The 15,042-nt window shown below is 72.0% G+C and carries 12 protein-coding genes; 7 read left to right on the top strand and 5 right to left on the bottom strand.

Features of this window, described 5'->3' with window-relative positions; genetic code table 11:
- Positions 1-8: 8 nt before the first annotated feature.
- Together ACSQ4M_RS19080 and ACSQ4M_RS19075 are read right to left on the bottom strand one after the other, a co-directional pair.
- Positions 9-980 (bottom strand): Bug family tripartite tricarboxylate transporter substrate binding protein, encoded by a 972-nt coding sequence (locus ACSQ4M_RS19080; protein ID WP_436190998.1) that lies wholly within the window; start codon positions 978-980, stop codon positions 9-11.
- Positions 981-994: 14 nt separating this feature from the next.
- Entirely contained in the window at positions 995-1,960 is a 966-nt protein-coding gene (locus ACSQ4M_RS19075) for a tripartite tricarboxylate transporter substrate binding protein (protein ID WP_436190997.1), read from the bottom strand.
- 100 nt (positions 1,961-2,060) lie between these two features.
- Between ACSQ4M_RS19075 and ACSQ4M_RS19070 the strand changes: the two genes are divergently transcribed.
- Genes ACSQ4M_RS19070 through ACSQ4M_RS19040 form a run of 7 tightly spaced genes read left to right on the top strand, consistent with a single transcriptional unit; the run spans position 2,061 to position 9,199 of the window.
- Positions 2,061-3,152 (top strand): acyl-CoA dehydrogenase family protein, encoded by a 1,092-nt coding sequence (locus ACSQ4M_RS19070; RefSeq protein ID WP_436190996.1) that lies wholly within the window; start codon positions 2,061-2,063, stop codon positions 3,150-3,152.
- A 2-nt stretch (positions 3,153-3,154) separates the two neighbouring features.
- Positions 3,155-4,342, top strand: coding sequence for an acyl-CoA dehydrogenase family protein (locus ACSQ4M_RS19065; protein ID WP_436190995.1), 1,188 nt, complete (start codon positions 3,155-3,157; stop codon positions 4,340-4,342).
- Between the two features lie 8 nt (positions 4,343-4,350).
- On the top strand, positions 4,351-5,562 hold the full coding sequence (locus ACSQ4M_RS19060) for a CaiB/BaiF CoA transferase family protein (RefSeq protein ID WP_436190994.1): 1,212 nt from the start codon (positions 4,351-4,353) through the stop codon (positions 5,560-5,562).
- Complete coding sequence (locus ACSQ4M_RS19055; protein ID WP_436190993.1) at positions 5,559-6,728, top strand: acyl-CoA dehydrogenase family protein; 1,170 nt, start codon at positions 5,559-5,561, stop codon at positions 6,726-6,728. The genes ACSQ4M_RS19060 and ACSQ4M_RS19055 overlap by 4 nt, the downstream gene beginning before the upstream one ends.
- The gene (locus tag ACSQ4M_RS19050) at positions 6,712-7,539 is read left to right on the top strand and encodes an IclR family transcriptional regulator (RefSeq protein WP_436190992.1); all 828 of its coding nucleotides are present in this window, start codon (positions 6,712-6,714) and stop codon (positions 7,537-7,539) included. The genes ACSQ4M_RS19055 and ACSQ4M_RS19050 overlap by 17 nt, the downstream gene beginning before the upstream one ends.
- Complete coding sequence (locus tag ACSQ4M_RS19045) at positions 7,532-8,380, top strand: SDR family oxidoreductase (protein WP_436190991.1); 849 nt, start codon at positions 7,532-7,534, stop codon at positions 8,378-8,380. The genes ACSQ4M_RS19050 and ACSQ4M_RS19045 overlap by 8 nt, the downstream gene beginning before the upstream one ends.
- Positions 8,381-8,407: 27 nt before the next feature.
- The gene (locus ACSQ4M_RS19040) at positions 8,408-9,199 is read left to right on the top strand and encodes an enoyl-CoA hydratase/isomerase family protein (RefSeq protein WP_436190990.1); all 792 of its coding nucleotides are present in this window, start codon (positions 8,408-8,410) and stop codon (positions 9,197-9,199) included.
- Positions 9,200-9,624: 425 nt separating this feature from the next.
- Here the strand turns inward: ACSQ4M_RS19040 and ACSQ4M_RS19035 are convergent, their stop codons facing one another.
- The 3 genes from ACSQ4M_RS19035 to imuA are packed head-to-tail and all read right to left on the bottom strand — an operon-like array spanning position 9,625 to position 14,915.
- Positions 9,625-12,933, bottom strand: coding sequence for an error-prone DNA polymerase (locus tag ACSQ4M_RS19035; protein ID WP_436190989.1), 3,309 nt, complete (start codon positions 12,931-12,933; stop codon positions 9,625-9,627).
- Positions 12,926-14,221, bottom strand: a complete 1,296-nt coding sequence (locus ACSQ4M_RS19030; RefSeq protein WP_436190988.1) for a DNA polymerase Y family protein — start codon at positions 14,219-14,221, stop codon at positions 12,926-12,928. Before ACSQ4M_RS19030 ends, ACSQ4M_RS19035 begins: the two co-directional genes overlap by 8 nt.
- Positions 14,193-14,915, bottom strand: coding sequence for a translesion DNA synthesis-associated protein ImuA (gene imuA / locus ACSQ4M_RS19025; RefSeq protein WP_436190987.1), 723 nt, complete (start codon positions 14,913-14,915; stop codon positions 14,193-14,195). The genes ACSQ4M_RS19030 and imuA overlap by 29 nt, the downstream gene beginning before the upstream one ends.
- Between the last annotated feature and the right edge of the window lie 127 nt (positions 14,916-15,042).

Genomic DNA, 15,042 nt, shown 5'->3' with positions numbered 1-15,042 from the left:
GCAGCTCGTCAGCGCGCGGCCATGCCCGCCGCGTCGGCCACTTTTCTGAACCGCTCGTACTCGCGTCGCTGGAAATCACCGAGCGCGCCCAGCGCCAGCATCATCGGCGTGCCGGGCCGGTTGGCATTGCGCGCTTGGATGGCCGGCGCCACCAGCGCGACACCCACGGCGTCGGCCAGCTTCTTCGCGATCTCGGGCGGCGTGCCCGAACGTACGAACAGCGAGGACCAGACATAGGTCTCGAAGTCCGGATAGCCCAGCTCGATCATGGTCGGCATGTCGGGCATCTGGCGCTCGCGCTCGGCGCCACCCGTGGCCACGCCGCGCAGCTTGCCGGTGCGCACCAGCTCCATGGCGCTGGTCGGATCGCTGATGGCGAAGTCGAGCCGGCCGCCGACCAGGTCCACCAGCATCGGCGACGGCCCTTTGTAAGGCACGTGCACCACCGGCACGCCTTCCAGCGTGCCGATCCATGCGGCCAGCAGCTGGTAGCCCTCGGAGTAGTTGCCGATGGACAGCGCGCGCCCCTCCTTCTTCGCGCGCAGCAGCATCTGCTTGAGCGGTTCCTTGCCCGAGGACAGCGGCGCCGAGATCACCGGCGCGCTGTTGAGCAGGCCGTGGATGGGCTGCAGATCCTTGAAAGCGTCGTACGGCAGATCCTTGCGCATGACGGGGTTCACCGCGGCCAGCGAGTTGGTGGCCACCAGCAGGGTGTAGCCGTCCGCGGGCGCGGACAGCAAGGCGTTGATGGCCACCAGGCCACTGGCGCCGGGCCGGTTGTCGGCGATCACGGGCACGCCCAGCAGCTTCTGCAACTCGTCGGCGTAGGAGCGCGAGCTCTCGTCGGTGCCGCCACCGGCCGAGAACGGCAGGATCATGCGGATCGGCCGGTCCGGAAAGCCGGCGGCGCGCACGGGCAGCGCGGCCAGGCCTGCGCCCAGCGCGAGGGCCTGGGTCATGCGGCGGCGGGTGAAGTTCATCGGGGTCTCCTTGTTCATTGGGGCCGCACGCCAGCGGCCTGGGCGATGTGGCGGAAGCGCTCGATCTCCGACAGGTGGAAGGCGCGCATCTTCTCGGGCGGGTAGGCCATGAGCTCGGCGCCGCTCTTGCGCACGAAATCGCGCGCGCCGGGCGCGGCCAGCGCGGTCTGCAGCGCACCGGCCAGCCTGGCGGTGACGTCGTCGGGCGTGTTCATGTGCACGTAGAACGAGACCCAGCTGTACTGCACGTAGGTCTCGAAGCCGCGCTCGCGCACGGTCGGCACCTCGGGCAGGTCGGCGTTGCGGGCCTCGCCGGTCACGGCCAGCGCGCGCACCCGGCCGCCCTTGATCAGCGGCATGGCGCCACCCAGGTCCACCAGCGCGAAGTCGAGCTGGTTGCCGATCACGTCCGTGACGATGGGCGCCTGGCCCTTGTACGGCACGTTGATGAACTTCGCGCCCGAGACGCTGGACAGCCAGGCGCCCGCCAGCTCGTAGCCGGCCGAATAGGTGCCCATGTTGAGCGCGCGCTCGCGGCCGGCGGCCAGCAGCGCGTCGATGCTGGCGAACTTGGAGTCGTTGGAGACCAGCAGCACGTTCATGCCGCGCGTGAGGCCGGAGACCGGCTTGAAGTCCTTCACCGAGTCGTAGCCCAGGTCCTTCAGCACCAGCGGGTTCACGGCCATCGGCGAGTTGCTGGCCAGCAGCACGGTATAGCCGTCGGCCGGGGCGCTCTTCACGGCCTGCAGCGCAATGATGCCGTTGGCCCCGGGCTTGTTCTCCACCACCACAGGCTGGCCCAGCAGCGTGGCGATCTGCTCGCCGAAGTAGCGCGAGGAATTGTCCGAGCCGCTGCCCGCGGTGAAGGGCACCACGATCCGGATCGCCCGGTTCGGGTAAGGCGCCGGCTGCGCGGCGGCCAGGCCGGCCGCCAACCCCATGAGGCCGGTGATGCAGACCTGTCTTCTCGTTGAACCCACTTGTGTCTCCTTGGTTGCTTGAACTTCGACATCAATAATACATCCATGGTTTAATAAAAACACATTCATGTTTTTATGACCAAAACAAGGAGACAGGCAGATGCTTGATTTCGCGACCGACGAGGCGCTGGACCTGGTGCTGGAGACGGCCGGCCGCTTCGCACAGGAGCGGCTTGCACCGCAGCAGCGCGCGTTCGAGGCCGCTGGCGGCGTGCCGCCGGCGCTGCGCGAGGAGGCCGATGGCATCGGCTTCGACCGCATCGACTGGCCCGAGTCCTGCGGCGGCGCCGGCATGGGCGCGCTGGCGCGCGCGCGCATGCTGGAGGCGCTGGCCGGCGGCTGCCCTGGCGCCACGCTGGCGCTGCAGCCCATGGGCAGCGTGGCGCATGCGCTGCTGGCCTTCGGCGGGCCCACGCTGCTGCACGAGCACGCCGCGCGGCTGGCCCGCACGCCGGGGGCGCGGGCCTGCCTGGTGTTCGACCACCGCGGTGCACTGCAGCGCAGCGGCCAGGCGCTGAGCGGCACGCTGGCCTGGCTGCCGACCGAGCGCGTGGACCTGCTGGCCGTGCTCACGCGCGACGGGCTCACGCTCGTCGACCAGGGGCTGCAGCCGGCACCCGTGCCCGGCAGCGGCCTGCGTGGCGCGGGCGCCTGCGAACTGCGGCTGCAGGCCGCGCCCGTGCAGGGCCACTGGAGCGACCGCGCCGCCGCCGCCCAGGCCCTGGCCCATGCCCGGCTGCACGTGGCGGCCCTGCTGGTCGGCCAGATGCACGCCGCGGCCGAGTACGCCCGCCACTACGCGTTGGAGCGCGTGGCCTTCGGCAAGCCCATCGCTCACCACCAGGCGCTGGCCTTCCTGATCGCCGACATGCACATCGCGGTGGACGCCGCGCGCCAGCTCGTGCACGAGGCCGCCTGGCGTGTCGACGCCGCGGCCGACGGCCCGGCCGCTTCCGCGGGCGCCTTCGTCGAGGCCACCGAGTCGGCCCTGTTCATCGGCTCCAACGCGGTGCAGATCCTGGGCGGCGCCGGCTTCATGCGCGACGTGCCGGTGGAAAAGCACCTGCGCGAACTGCGCGCGCTGGGCCTGCTGCTGGGCGGCGCCGACGCGGCGCGCGACGACGCGTTGCCGCAGGCCCTGCAGCCCGACGCCACCCTGCCCGACTTCCTGCAGACCGCCACGGAGCATTGAGCATGGACTTTTGCATCACGGCCGAGCAGGCCGCCAAGATCGACCGCCTGCGCCAGCTCGGGCGCGCGCACATGCGTCCCGCCGGCCTGCGCGCCGACCGCGCCGGCGCACCGCTGCCGGTGGACGACCCGTTCTTCGAACGCATGCTGGCCGAGGGCTTCGGCCGCACGCGCTGGCGCCCGCCCGGCAGCACCGCAGATCCCCAGGCCGCGCCGAACAAGGCCGCCAGCGCCGTCACACAGGTGCTGCTGGCCGAGGAAGGCGCCTACTGGGACCGCGGCATCGGCGTAGCCATGCCGGGCCCGGGCCTGGGCGAGCCGCCCATTCTGGCCATGGGAACGCCGGAGCAGCAGCAGCGCTTTCTCGCGCCCTTCGTCGATCCGGCCCGGCCCCTCTGGGGCGCGTTCGCGATGACCGAACCCTCGGGCGGCTCCGACGTGGCCAACATCAAGACCCGCGCGCGCCGCGAGGGCGACGGCTGGGTCCTCGACGGGGCCAAGTCCTTCTCGGGCAACTCCGGCCGCGCCGAATGGGTGGTGGTGTTCGCCACCGTCGACCCGGCGCTGGGCCGCGCCGGCCACCGCGCCTTCGTCATCGAGCGCGGCACGCCGGGCATGGGCGACTTCCGCCTCGAGAAGAAGATGGGGCTGAAGGCCTACGAAAGCACCTCGTTCTTCCTCTCCGGCTGCCGCGTGCCGCACGCCAACCTTTTGGGCGGAGAGCATTACTACACCCAGCGCTCCGGCGGCTTCAAGGGCGCCATGAACACCTTCAACGCCGGCCGCCCGGCGATTGCCGGCATGGCCGTGGGCATCGGCCGCGCGGCACTGGACGAGGCCGCCCAGGTGATGCGCGACGAAGGCCTGTGGGCCGACCAGCGCCTGCGCGACCGGCTCGAGCGGCACCGCCGCAAGCTCAAGGGTGCACTGCTGCTGGCCGTGAAGGCCGCCTGGCTGGCCGACCAGCGCCAGGCAAACATGCTCGAAGCCTCGGCCGCCAAGGCCGCCGCGCCGCCGGCCGCGTTCGACGCCACCACCTTCGCCATGGAGGTGCTGGGCCTGGCCGGCGGCCGCGGCGAGCACCTGATCGAGAAGCTGTTCCGCGACGTCAAGGCGCTGGACATCGTCGAAGGCACGGGCCAGATCCAGCGCGTCGTCATGGCCCGCCAACTTGTCGGCCTGCCGAATTGACCTGCACCATGACCACCACTCCCACCTCCCCCACCGGCCCGCTGCAGGGCATCCGCGTGCTCGACCTCACGGCCGTGGTGCTCGGCCCGCTGGCCACGCAGACGCTGGCCGACTACGGCGCCGACGTGATCAAGATCGAGCCGCCCGAGGGCGACATGATGCGGGCCAACGGCATCTCGCAGCGCCCGGGCATGAGCTCGATCTTCCTGGCCGTGAACCGCAACAAGCGCTCGGTAGCGCTGGACCTCAAGACGCCCGAGGGCCGGGCCGCGCTGCTGGCGCTGGTGCCCACCGTCGACGTGCTGGTGCACAACATGCGCGTAGCCGCCATCGAGCGGCTGGGCCTGGGCTACGCGGCCGTGGCGGCGCTGAACCCCGGCATCGTCTACTGCGCGGCCGTGGGCTTCGACCAGGCCGGCCCGCACCGCGACAAACCGGCCTTCGACGACATCGTGCAGGCCGGCTGCGGCCTGGCCAGCCTGGGCGCAGAAGGCGGCGAAACCCCGGCCTACACCGCCAGCCTGATCGCCGACAAGACCTGCGGCCTGGTGGTGGCCAACGCCGTGATGGCCGCGCTGCTGCACAAGAGCCGCCGCGGCGCCGGCCAGTACGTGGAGGTGCCGATGCTGGAGACCATGGCCGCCTTCGTGCTGGCCGAGCACATGGGCGGACTGACCTTCCGCGGCTCAGCCGTGCCGGCCGGCTACCCGCGGCTGCTGCAGGGCGGGCGCCAGCCCGCCCGCACGCGCGACGGGTGGATCAGCATGCTGCCCTACACCGAACGCCACTGGATCGCCTTCTTCGCCGACGTGGACCGGCCCGACCTGGCGGAGAAATTCAGCATCCGCGACCGGCACGCGCGCAACGCCCAGGTGCGGGCGCTGTACGCGCAGCTGCGCGAACTCACGCCGCAGCGCACCACCGCGCAGTGGATGGCGCTGTGCGAGCGGCTGGACATCCCGGCCACGCCGATCTACACGCTGGACGAACTGCCCAACCATCCGCAGCTGCAGGCCGTGGGCCTGTTCGAGGATGCCGAGCACCCCACCGAAGGCCCGGTGCGCCAGCTGCGGCCGACCACCCGCTTCTCGGCCACGCCCACGCGCGTGTACCGCCCCGCGCCCACCATCGGCCAGCACACGCGCGAGGTGCTGCAGGAGGCGGGCCTGGCGCCCACGGCCATCGACGCCTTGACCCCGGCACCCCAGGAGGCCGCATGAACTTCGAGCTGGAGGAAGACCACCGCGTGCTCAAGGATCTCGTGGGCCGCTTCGTGCGCGAATCGCTGCTGCCGCTGGAGCCCGCCGTGCTGGCGCGCGAGGCCGCCGGCGGCGGGCTGCAGTTGCAGGACGACGAGCACCGCAGGCTCGACGAACAGTCCCGCGCGCTCGGCCTGTGGGGCCTGGACGCGCCGGCCGAGATGGGCGGCTACGACCTGCCCGTGACGGCCATGGTCGGCGTCAACGAAGAACTGGGCCGCACCATCACGCCCTACGACCTGCCGCCCGATTCGCCCAACCTGCGCATGCTGCTGAAGACCGCCGACGCGGCCCAGCGCGAGCGCTACCTGGCGCCCTACGCACGCGGCGAGACGGTCTCGGCCATCGCCATCTCCGAGCCCGGCGCGGGCGCCGACCCGGCCGGCATGGCCACGCGCGCCGTGCGCGACGGCGACCACTGGGTGCTGAACGGCCGCAAGATCTGGATCAGCCGCGCCGCGCGGGCCGACTGGACCATCGTGATGGCCGTGACCGACAAGGCGCTGGGCGCGCGCGGCGGCATCTCGGCCTTCATCGTGGACAAGGACACGCCGGGCCTGCACATCGAGCGGCGCATCCCCATGCTGGGCGGTGTCTCGACCTACGAGATCCGGCTGGAAGACTGCCGCGTGCCGGCTACGCAGCTGCTGGGCGCCGAGGGCGGCGGCTTCGGCCCCATGCAGGCGCGGCTGTCGAGCCGGCGTGTGCAGATGGCGGCCTGGTGCATCGGCCGCGCCCAGCGCGCGCTGGACATGGTCTGCGAATTCGCGCCGCAGCGGCGCACCTTCGGCGCCGCGCTGTCCGAGCGGCAAAGCCTGCAGTGGGGCGTGGCCGACGCCGCCACCCGCATCCACGCCTGCCGGCTCATGACCTACGAGGCCGCCGCGCGCATCGACCGCGGCGACGAGGCGCGCACCCAGGTCTCCATGATCAAGGTCTACGCCACCGAGATGGCCTGGGACGTGATCGACATGGCCATGCAGGCCTTCGGCGCCATGGGCATGACCAAGGAAATGCCGCTGCAGCAGATGGCCAACGAGACGCGCCTGATGCGCGTGTACGAGGGGCCGAGCGAGGTGCACCGCTGGGTCGTCGCCCGGGAGCTGCTCGGTGGCCGTCTGCGCTAGCATCGCCGCCGCTGTGCTGGACGACCGGGTCGCGAGGCCGGCAGTGGACCACAACGGGGCAGGCATGGAGCAATCGGTCATCAAGACGGCGGGGCGTGTGTTCGAGGTGCTGGAGTACCTGCGCGAGGTGCGCCGGCCGGTCACGGTGCGCGAGATCTCCGAGAAGCTGAACTACCCGCTGTCCAGCGCGCAGGTGCTGCTCAAGAGCATCGCCACGCTGGGCTACCTGCGCTATGACTCGGGGCTGCGCGCCTACATCGCCTCGCCCAGGCTGGCCTCCATCGGCGACTGGGTGATGGACAGCATGTTCCAGGGCGGCCGGGTGTTCCAGGCGCTGTCCGGGATCGCGCAGAGCACCGGCTTCACGGCCATCCTGGGCGTGGAGAACGACATCTACGCGCAGTACGTGCACGTGGTCCTGGGCACGCGCGCGGTGCAGTTCAACGTGCAGCCCGGCACGCGGCGCCTGCTGTGCATGTCCGGCATGGGCTGGGCCCTGCTGGCCGAGGGCAGCGACGAGCACCTGGCCCGCGCGGTGCACCGCAGCAACCAGCGGCTGCAGGCGGGCGGCCAGGCGGTGGAGGCGGAGTTCGTGAAGGAGCGCGTGGAAGAAGTGCGGCGCCAGGGCTACGCGTTCTCCAAGGGCGTGGTGACCGAGGGCATCGGCATCGTCGCCGTCGCTGCGCCGGGCGGCATGGGCGGTGCCAGCTTCGCCGTCGGCGTGGGCGGCCTCATCACCCAGCTCGAACGCGCGGTCGACGAGGTCGTGCCGCAGCTGCGCGCACTGTTGCAAGGAGCCCAACATGCCTGACACCACCCCCACCGTGCTGGCCCCGCAGCTGCTGCAGGGCCGGCGCATCCTCGTCACCGGCGGCGGCACGGGCCTGGGCCTGGCCATGGCCACGCGCTTCGCCGAACTGGGCGCCACGCCCGTGCTGTGCGGGCGGCGCGGCGAGGTGCTGAGCGCCGCCGCGGCCGGCCTGGCCACCGCGGCCGAGACCGAGGTCTGCGACCTGCGCGACGCCGGCCAGGTGGAACAGATGTTCGAGCGCATCTGGGCGCGCGGCCCGCTGGACGCGCTGGTCAACAACGCCGCCGCCACCTTCATCGCGCAGACCGAGCGCCTGTCGCCGCGCGCACTGGACGCCATCCTCGGCCCCACGCTGCACGGCGCGGCCTACTGCACGCTGGAAGCGGGCCGGCGCTGGATCGACGCGGGCCGGCGCGGCTGCGTGCTGAGCATCCTGTCGACCTCGGTGCGCACGGGCCGGGCCTTCACCGTGCCCTCGGCCATGGCCAAGTCCGGCCTGCAGGCCATGACGCGCAGCCTGGCCGTGGAATGGGGGCCGCGCGGCATCCGCCTGGTGGCCATCGCGCCGGGCTCGTTCCCGACCGATGCCACGCAGCGCCAGCTGATGCCCGAAGGCCGCCGGCCCGGCGCGGATGTGACACGGCGCGTGCCACTGGGCCGGCACGGGAAGGCGGGCGAACTGGCCGACCTGGCCGCCTTCCTGGTGAGCGACGGCGCGGCCTACATCAACGGCGAGACCATCGCCATCGACGGCGGCGCGCACCTTCGCACCTCCGGCGCCGAAGACCTGCTGGACTGGGACGACGGCCACTGGGACGCCCACCGCCGCCAGCGCAGTTGAACACCCAAAACCTGGAGACTTGAACACATGACCACCACCCTGCCCCGCTTCGACGACATCGCCGTGCACATGGAGGGCCACGTGGCCCTCGTCGAGATGCGCCGCCCGCCGCACAACTTCTTCGACACCGCGCTCATCAGCGGCCTGGCCGACACCTTCGAGGCGCTGGACGCCGACCCGGCCTGCCGCGCCATCGTGCTGGCGGCCGAGGGCTCGGCCTTCTGCGCCGGCGCCAACTTCGCGCGCGACGACGGCGCGGCCGTGCACAAGAGCCCGCGCGCGGTCAACCCGCTCTACCACGAGGCGCTGCGCCTGTTCGCCTGCGCCAAGCCGGTGGTGGCGGCCGTGCACGGCCCGGCCATCGGCGGCGGGCTGGGCCTGGCGCTGGTGGCCGATTTCCGCGTGGCCTGCGCCGAAGCGCGCTTCTCGGCCAACTTCAACCGGCTGGGCTTCCACCCGGGCTTCGGCCTGTCGGTCACGCTGCCCCGGCTGGTCGGGCCGCAGCAGGCCGCGCTGCTGTTCTATACGGGCCGGCGCATCGGTGGCGACGAGGCGCAGGCCATGGGCCTGGTCGACGTGCTGGTGGCGCAGGACCAGGTGCGCGCCGAGGCCGTGCGGCTCGCACAGGAGATCGCCACCTCCGCGCCGCTGGCCGTCGTCTCCACGCGCAAGACCTTGCGCACGGGGCTGGTCGAGGCCATCCGCCAGGCCGTGGCAACGGAAAGCGCGGAGCAGAACCGCCAGTTCACCACAGCAGACTTCAAGGAAGGCGTGGCGGCCATGGCGGCGCGGCGTGCGCCTGCGTTCGCCGGGCGCTGAGCAGCACGGCCCCTTTCAGCCGACCCCGCCGGTCGGCCATTGCAGGCTGTCCGTGTGCGTCAGCCGCTGCGATGCGATGCGCGCGACCTCGTGGCGTGCCCAGACATGGAAGCGGTCCTCGTGGGTCTGGTCGCCCCACGACAGGACGATCTCCGCGGTGAGCAGATCGAAGCACAGGGGGCAGGATGCGCAGCGCGGCGGGGTCGTCCAGGCGCGTCACGCGCGCCACGGTGCGGTACCAGATGGACACGTGCGGGTTGCCGCGCAGCACCTCCACGATCGCCTGCGCGCTGTTCATCGTGGCGATCACCTGCCGTTCGCGTCCGAGCTCCGCCATGCGCCGGCCCGCACCGCGGCAGGAGGCCGCGCGAGACACGCATGCCCGCGGCTGCGCGCCAAAGACCAGGCGCCCGGCGTCTTTTCATTCAATGGAAATCCCGGCTGCGGCTGCGCTGCTGCCCCAGCCGGCCCAGCAGCGGCGTGAGGTCGCGCAGCCGCTCGGCCACGAGGTGGCGCACCTGGCCGCCGCTGTCCACGTCGCGCTGCCACAGGCCTTCGACGGCCAGCAGGCGCGCCTTGAGCAGCGGTTCGCGCTGCTGCTCGCGCACGCGCTTCCAGACGATCACGTTGACCGGGCCGGTCTCGTCCTCCAGCGTCACGAAGATGGTTTCCTTGGCCGTGCCGGGCTGCTGGCGCACCGTGACCAGGCCGCAGGCGCGCACGCGCCGGCCGTGCGGCAGTTCGTTCAACTGCGCGGCATTCAGGATGCGCCAGCGCACCAGGCGCTCGCGCAGCAGGGCCAGCGGGTGGCGGCGCAGCGTGAGGCCCGTGGCGTCGTAGTCGAACAGGATCTCCTCGCCCTCCTTGGCCGGCAGCAGCGACAGCTGGGCCTCGTGCACGGGCGCGCCGCGCAGCAGGGCCGGCGCGCGGTGGCGCGCGGCGGCCTCCCAGACCTGCTGGCGGCGGTGGCCGGCCAGGGATTGCAGGGCATCGGCCGCGGCCAGCGCATCGAGTTCGCGCCGGTCCAGCGCGGCGCGCAGCGAGAGGTCTTCGACATCGGCGAAGGGGCCGGCGGCGCGGGCCAGGACGATGCGCTCGGCGGCCTTCTCGTTGAAGGCCTTGACCAGGCGCAGGCCCAGGCGCACCGCCGGACGGCTGTCCTTGGCAGGTTGCGCCCGCATGCCGGGCGCGTCCTCCAGCGTGGCGTCCCAGTCGCTGAAGGACACGTCGGCCGCACGCACCGCGACGCCGTGGCGTGTGGCGTCCTGCACGAGCTGGGACGGCGGGTAAAAGCCCATGGGCTGGGAGTTCAGCAGCGCGGCCAGGAAGGCCGCCGGTTCGTGGCACTTGAACCAGCTGCTGGCATAGGCCAGCAAGGCGAAGCTGTAGGCGTGGCTCTCGGGGAAACCGTACTCGCCGAAGCCGCAGACCTGTTTGTAGATGCGTTCGGCGAATTCGGGGCTGTAGTCCCTGGCCACCATGCCATCGATCAGCCGCTCGCGCCAGGGTGTGATGTCGCCCTCCTTCTTCCAGGCGGCCATGGAGCGGCGCAGCCGGTCGGCTTCGCCGTTGGTGAAGCCGGCGGCGATGACGGCCAGCTGCATGACCTGCTCTTGAAAGATGGGCACGCCCAGGGTGCGCTCCAAGGCGGGGATCAGTGCGGGTTTCTCGTAGTGGATGGGCTCGCCCTTGTCACGCTGCGCGCGGGCCTTCAGATAGGGGTGCACCATGCCGCCCCCGATCGGCCCGGGGCGCACGATGGCCACTTCGACCACCAGGTCGTAGAACACGCGCGGCTTCAGCCGCGGCAGCATGGACATCTGCGCCCGGCTCTCGATCTGGAACACGCCGACCGTGTCGGCCTGGCAGATCATGTCGTAGGTCTCGGCATCCTCGATGGGGATGCCGGCCAGGTCCCATTGCCGGCTGCGCAGCGGGTTCACGAAGTCCAGGCAGCGGCGCAGCGCGGTCAGCATGCCCAAGGCCAGTACATCGACCTTCATGAGACCCATGCGGTCCAGGTCGTCCTTGTCCCACTGGATCACGGAGCGACCCTGCATGGCGGCCTTCTCGATCGGCACGAGGCTGGTGAGCCGGCCCTCGGTCAGCACGAAACCGCCCACATGCTGGCTCAGGTGCCGCGGAAAGCCGCGCAACTGCTCGGCCAGCAGCACCCACTGCAGCACGCGGCGCGGGTCGATGTCGATCTGGAGTGTCTCCTGCAAGGTTTGCAGGCGCTCGCCGATCAGGCCCGCGTCGAACCAGTGGTGCTCCTTGGCGAAGGCATCGACGAGCGCGGCCGGAATGCCCAGTGCCGCGCCCACGTCGCGGATGGCGCTGCGGCGTCGGTAGCTGATGACCACGGCGGCGATGGCGGCACGGTCGGCGCCGTACTTGCGGTAGATGTACTGGATGACCTCCTCGCGGCGCTCGTGCTCGAAATCGACATCGATGTCGGGCGGCTCGTTCTGGCGCTCCTTGCTGATGAAGCGCTCCATCAGCGGGCTCGACAGCTGCGGGTCGGCCGCCGTGATGCCCAGGCAGTAGCAGACCACCGAGTTGGCGGCCGAGCCGCGGCCCTGGCACAGGATGCCCAGGCGGCGCGCCTCGCGCACGATGTCGTGCACGGTCAGGAAGAACATCTCGTACCTGCAGTCCGCGATGAGCGCCAGCTCCGTCTCGACCTTGTGCCGGATGTCCGGGGGCATGCCGTCGGGATAGCGCAGCCGCGCGGCCTCGGCGTAGGTCAGTTCGCGCAGGGCCTGGGTCGGCGTGCGGCCCGGCGGCAGGGTTTCCTGCGGATAGCGGTAAGCAATTTCCTTCAGGTCGAACCGGCAGCGTTCGCGCACGGTCTCGGTCGCCGCCAGCAGCTCTTGCGGATAGATCTGCCGCAAGGTCACGCGCGAGCGCAGCCGCCGCTCGGCATTGGGTTCCAGCGCGAAGCCGCAGTCGGCCACGGGCTTGCCCAGGCGCACGGCCGTCAGCACGTCGTGCAGGGGTTTGCGCGAACGCGCATGCATGAGCACGCCGCCGGCCGCGACCAGGGACACGCCGGTCAGGGCGGACAGCTGGCGCAGTTGGCGCAGCCACAGCGCGTCGTCGGCCGCGCCGGCGAGTTCGACCGCCAGCCACAGCCGTCGGCCGAACCACGCATGCAGCCGGCGCAAGGTGGCGCGCAACCGCAGCGGGTCCGGCGCGGGATGGCGGTCGGGCACGCAAAGGATCTCGCAGTTGCGCAGCGAGGCCCAGTCGTCGTCCCAGCCGATGCGGTAGTCGCCCTTGTCGACTTCCTGGTGCCGGCGCGCGTGCGAGATCAGTTCGCACAGCTGGCCCCAGCCCGTCAGGTCGTGCGGCAACACCACGAGGCGGCAACCGGGCAAGGCGAACGCGCTGCCGGGCAGGAACCGGAAATCACGCTTGTAGACCTGCCCGGTCTTTTGCTCCGCCTCTTCCAGCATGGTCTCGTAGTCCTTGAGCGCCATGTACGCACGCACCACGCCGGCCACGGAGCATTCGTCGGTCAGCGCCAGCCCGCGGTAGCCCAGGCGGTAGGCCCGCACCACGAGCTCGGCCGGGTGCGAGGCGCCGCGCTGGAAGCTGAAGTTGCTCAAGGCATGCAGCTCGGTGTAATCGCCCAGCGGATCCGCCAGGTCGGACACGGGCTGCGGCAAAGGCCATTTCCAGGGATCGCGTTCTTCGTCCTTCTCCTGGGCATTGCGCGAGGGATCAGGCATAGGCGCCCTGCAGGAACCAGCGCGGTTCGGCCTGGCCGCTGTGCGGCCGTTCGCTGTACAGCCACAGCAGGCCCAGTTTTGCGCTGCGTGCCAGCCGGTAATCGCGCATGGCAGGCTGGGCGGCGTCCAGATCCCACCACCCCGCCCCATCCACACGGCGCGGCCTGGCCAGCAGCTGCAGCGGACCCTGGAAGACGGGTTGGCCCTGCCGGTCCATCTCCAGCGGCAAGGGCTCGCGCAGCAACCAGGCCGGGTACAGCGCGGCGTCGGGCGCCAGCGTCTCGGCGGCCGGCGCGCCGCCCTGCTGCGCCTCCTGTGCGGGCACCCAGCGCTGCATGCACTCGGGCCGGTGGTCGGCCACGAGCCGGGGCACCAGCACGCGGTCCGCGCCCAGGCGCGCGGCCAGGCGCTCGACCAGCGCGTGCAGGGGCTCGCCCTGCTGCCGCTCTTCGGGCAGCAGGCTGGCGCTGGCACCGGGCAGCGGCGCCACCTCCAGCGTGCGCAGGCGCAGGTGGTTGGCCGGCGCGGCCAGGCTGCGGTGCTGCAGGTGTTCCAGCAACAGCCGGCACAGGTGCGCCATGTCCTGCGTGGGCCGGGCCGTGCGGATGGGCAGGCGGTCCAGGCGCGGCAGGCTGCGGCCGTCGATCCGGCGCAGGTCGTGCGTCCACTCCAGCTCCAGCGCCAGCACACCGCGCTGGCCGGCGCGCAGCCAGGTGTGCAGCGCATCCAGCAGGCGCTGGCCGGTCCACAGCAGCTCGGGCGCGGCGGTGGCGATGGCGGGCAGCTCCAGGTTCTGGTCGAACACGGGCGGCAGCAGGCACCAGTCGTACGCGGCCGGGCGCTCGCCGTAGGCCTGGTCCAGCGCCTCCAGCAAGGCGGCGCCGAAGCGGCGCGCCACGCCGGCACGCGGCAGCGCGCGCAGTTCGCCGAAGCTGCGGCAGCCGGTGCGCTCCAGCACCGCCAGGGCTGGTGCCGCGGCCGCCAGCGAGTCCAGCGGCAGACCGTCTGGCAACTGCGCTGGCGGTTGGCGGTCGCGGATCTTGAGCTGCAGCAGCGCCAGCGCCACCAGGGCCGTGCGGCCACGTGCCCAGGCGCGGCAGGGCTGCAGCGCACCGGGTTGCAGCAGTTGTTGGAGTAGCGCGCGCAGGCCGCCCCACAGCCGCAACGTGCCGGACACCTCCAGCAGCACGCAGCCCTGGTCCACGGCCACGCGCGGCGTGAAGCGCAGCGCCTGCCAGCACCAGGGCTGCAGCTGCTCCTCAGGCGGTGACAGGGCGATCCAGGCCATGGCGGGTCTCGGTTGGCACGGCCGGCTGCGCAGGACAGGCACGCCGGCGCAGTGCCAGCAGCGCAGCCAGTGCCGGCGCCTCGGCCGGCAATGCGATCGGCCGGGCCATGGGGGGGCCGCGGCGCTTGAACACCAGCACCTGCAGCGCCGCCTCGCCCTCCAGCCGCAGCCGCAGCGGTGCCGGAGAGGATTCGGCCTGCGCTGCGGCCGGACGGAAGGCGAACAGCGGCTTGCCATGGTCGAGCGCGGCCAGGTGCAGCCGGCGCAGCCCGTCGGCCCGCACGCGCGGCAGCCAGGCCAGCACGGCCGGCACATCGGCGCAGCGCACGGCCTGCTCGGCTGCCCACAGCCGCGCCTTGTCCTCCTCGGCCCGCACCCACAGCAGCTGTGTCGCCGGCAGGCCCTGCGCGGCCAGCGCCGGCGCGAAGGGCTGCAGGCCCTCGGGCGCACCGACCAGGGCCACGGGGCCGCGCGCAGGCAAGGCCAGCCGCGCCAGCGTCGGCAATAGCACACGCCAGTCGTGGCAGGCCGCGCGGGCTTGCAGCAGCTCGGTCAGGCCGGCTGCGGGCCAGCCGCCGCCGGGCAACTCGGCGTCCAGCGCCGCGTGGCCGCTGGGCAGGGCAGCGGCCGGGGCCAGTCCCAGCGCATCGCCGCGCCAGATATCGGCCCGCTCCGGCAAGGAAGAGGACGCCATGGGATTTACTCAATTTACTGGTTATTCGTACAGCATTATCCAGCCCATGCCGGCCCGGTCAAGCAGCCGCACTGTCTTATGGATGTCACACCCGGCACAAGCGGCGGCGGTGCGCCCGGGTGTGGCC

Source organism: Pseudorhodoferax sp. LjRoot39 (genome assembly GCF_964253035.1).
Taxonomy (GTDB): Bacteria; Pseudomonadota; Gammaproteobacteria; order Burkholderiales; family Burkholderiaceae_C; genus Pseudorhodoferax.
This window is presented reverse-complemented; position numbering and strand designations above follow the sequence as displayed.

What these genes read in the sequence shown, in the direction of transcription:
- ACSQ4M_RS19080 (WP_436190998.1), bottom strand. Translation starts at nt 980, where the DNA reads ATGAACTTCACCCGCCGCCGCATGACCCAGGCCCTCGCGCTGGGCGCA.
- ACSQ4M_RS19070 (WP_436190996.1), top strand. Translation starts at nt 2,061, where the DNA reads ATGCTTGATTTCGCGACCGACGAGGCGCTGGACCTGGTGCTGGAGACG.
- ACSQ4M_RS19065 (WP_436190995.1), top strand. Translation starts at nt 3,155, where the DNA reads ATGGACTTTTGCATCACGGCCGAGCAGGCCGCCAAGATCGACCGCCTG.
- ACSQ4M_RS19060 (WP_436190994.1), top strand. Translation starts at nt 4,351, where the DNA reads ATGACCACCACTCCCACCTCCCCCACCGGCCCGCTGCAGGGCATCCGC.
- ACSQ4M_RS19055 (WP_436190993.1), top strand. Translation starts at nt 5,559, where the DNA reads ATGAACTTCGAGCTGGAGGAAGACCACCGCGTGCTCAAGGATCTCGTG.
- ACSQ4M_RS19045 (WP_436190991.1), top strand. Translation starts at nt 7,532, where the DNA reads ATGCCTGACACCACCCCCACCGTGCTGGCCCCGCAGCTGCTGCAGGGC.
- ACSQ4M_RS19040 (WP_436190990.1), top strand. Translation starts at nt 8,408, where the DNA reads ATGACCACCACCCTGCCCCGCTTCGACGACATCGCCGTGCACATGGAG.
- ACSQ4M_RS19035 (WP_436190989.1), bottom strand. Translation starts at nt 12,933, where the DNA reads ATGCCTGATCCCTCGCGCAATGCCCAGGAGAAGGACGAAGAACGCGAT.
- ACSQ4M_RS19030 (WP_436190988.1), bottom strand. Translation starts at nt 14,221, where the DNA reads ATGGCCTGGATCGCCCTGTCACCGCCTGAGGAGCAGCTGCAGCCCTGG.
- imuA (WP_436190987.1), bottom strand. Translation starts at nt 14,915, where the DNA reads ATGGCGTCCTCTTCCTTGCCGGAGCGGGCCGATATCTGGCGCGGCGAT.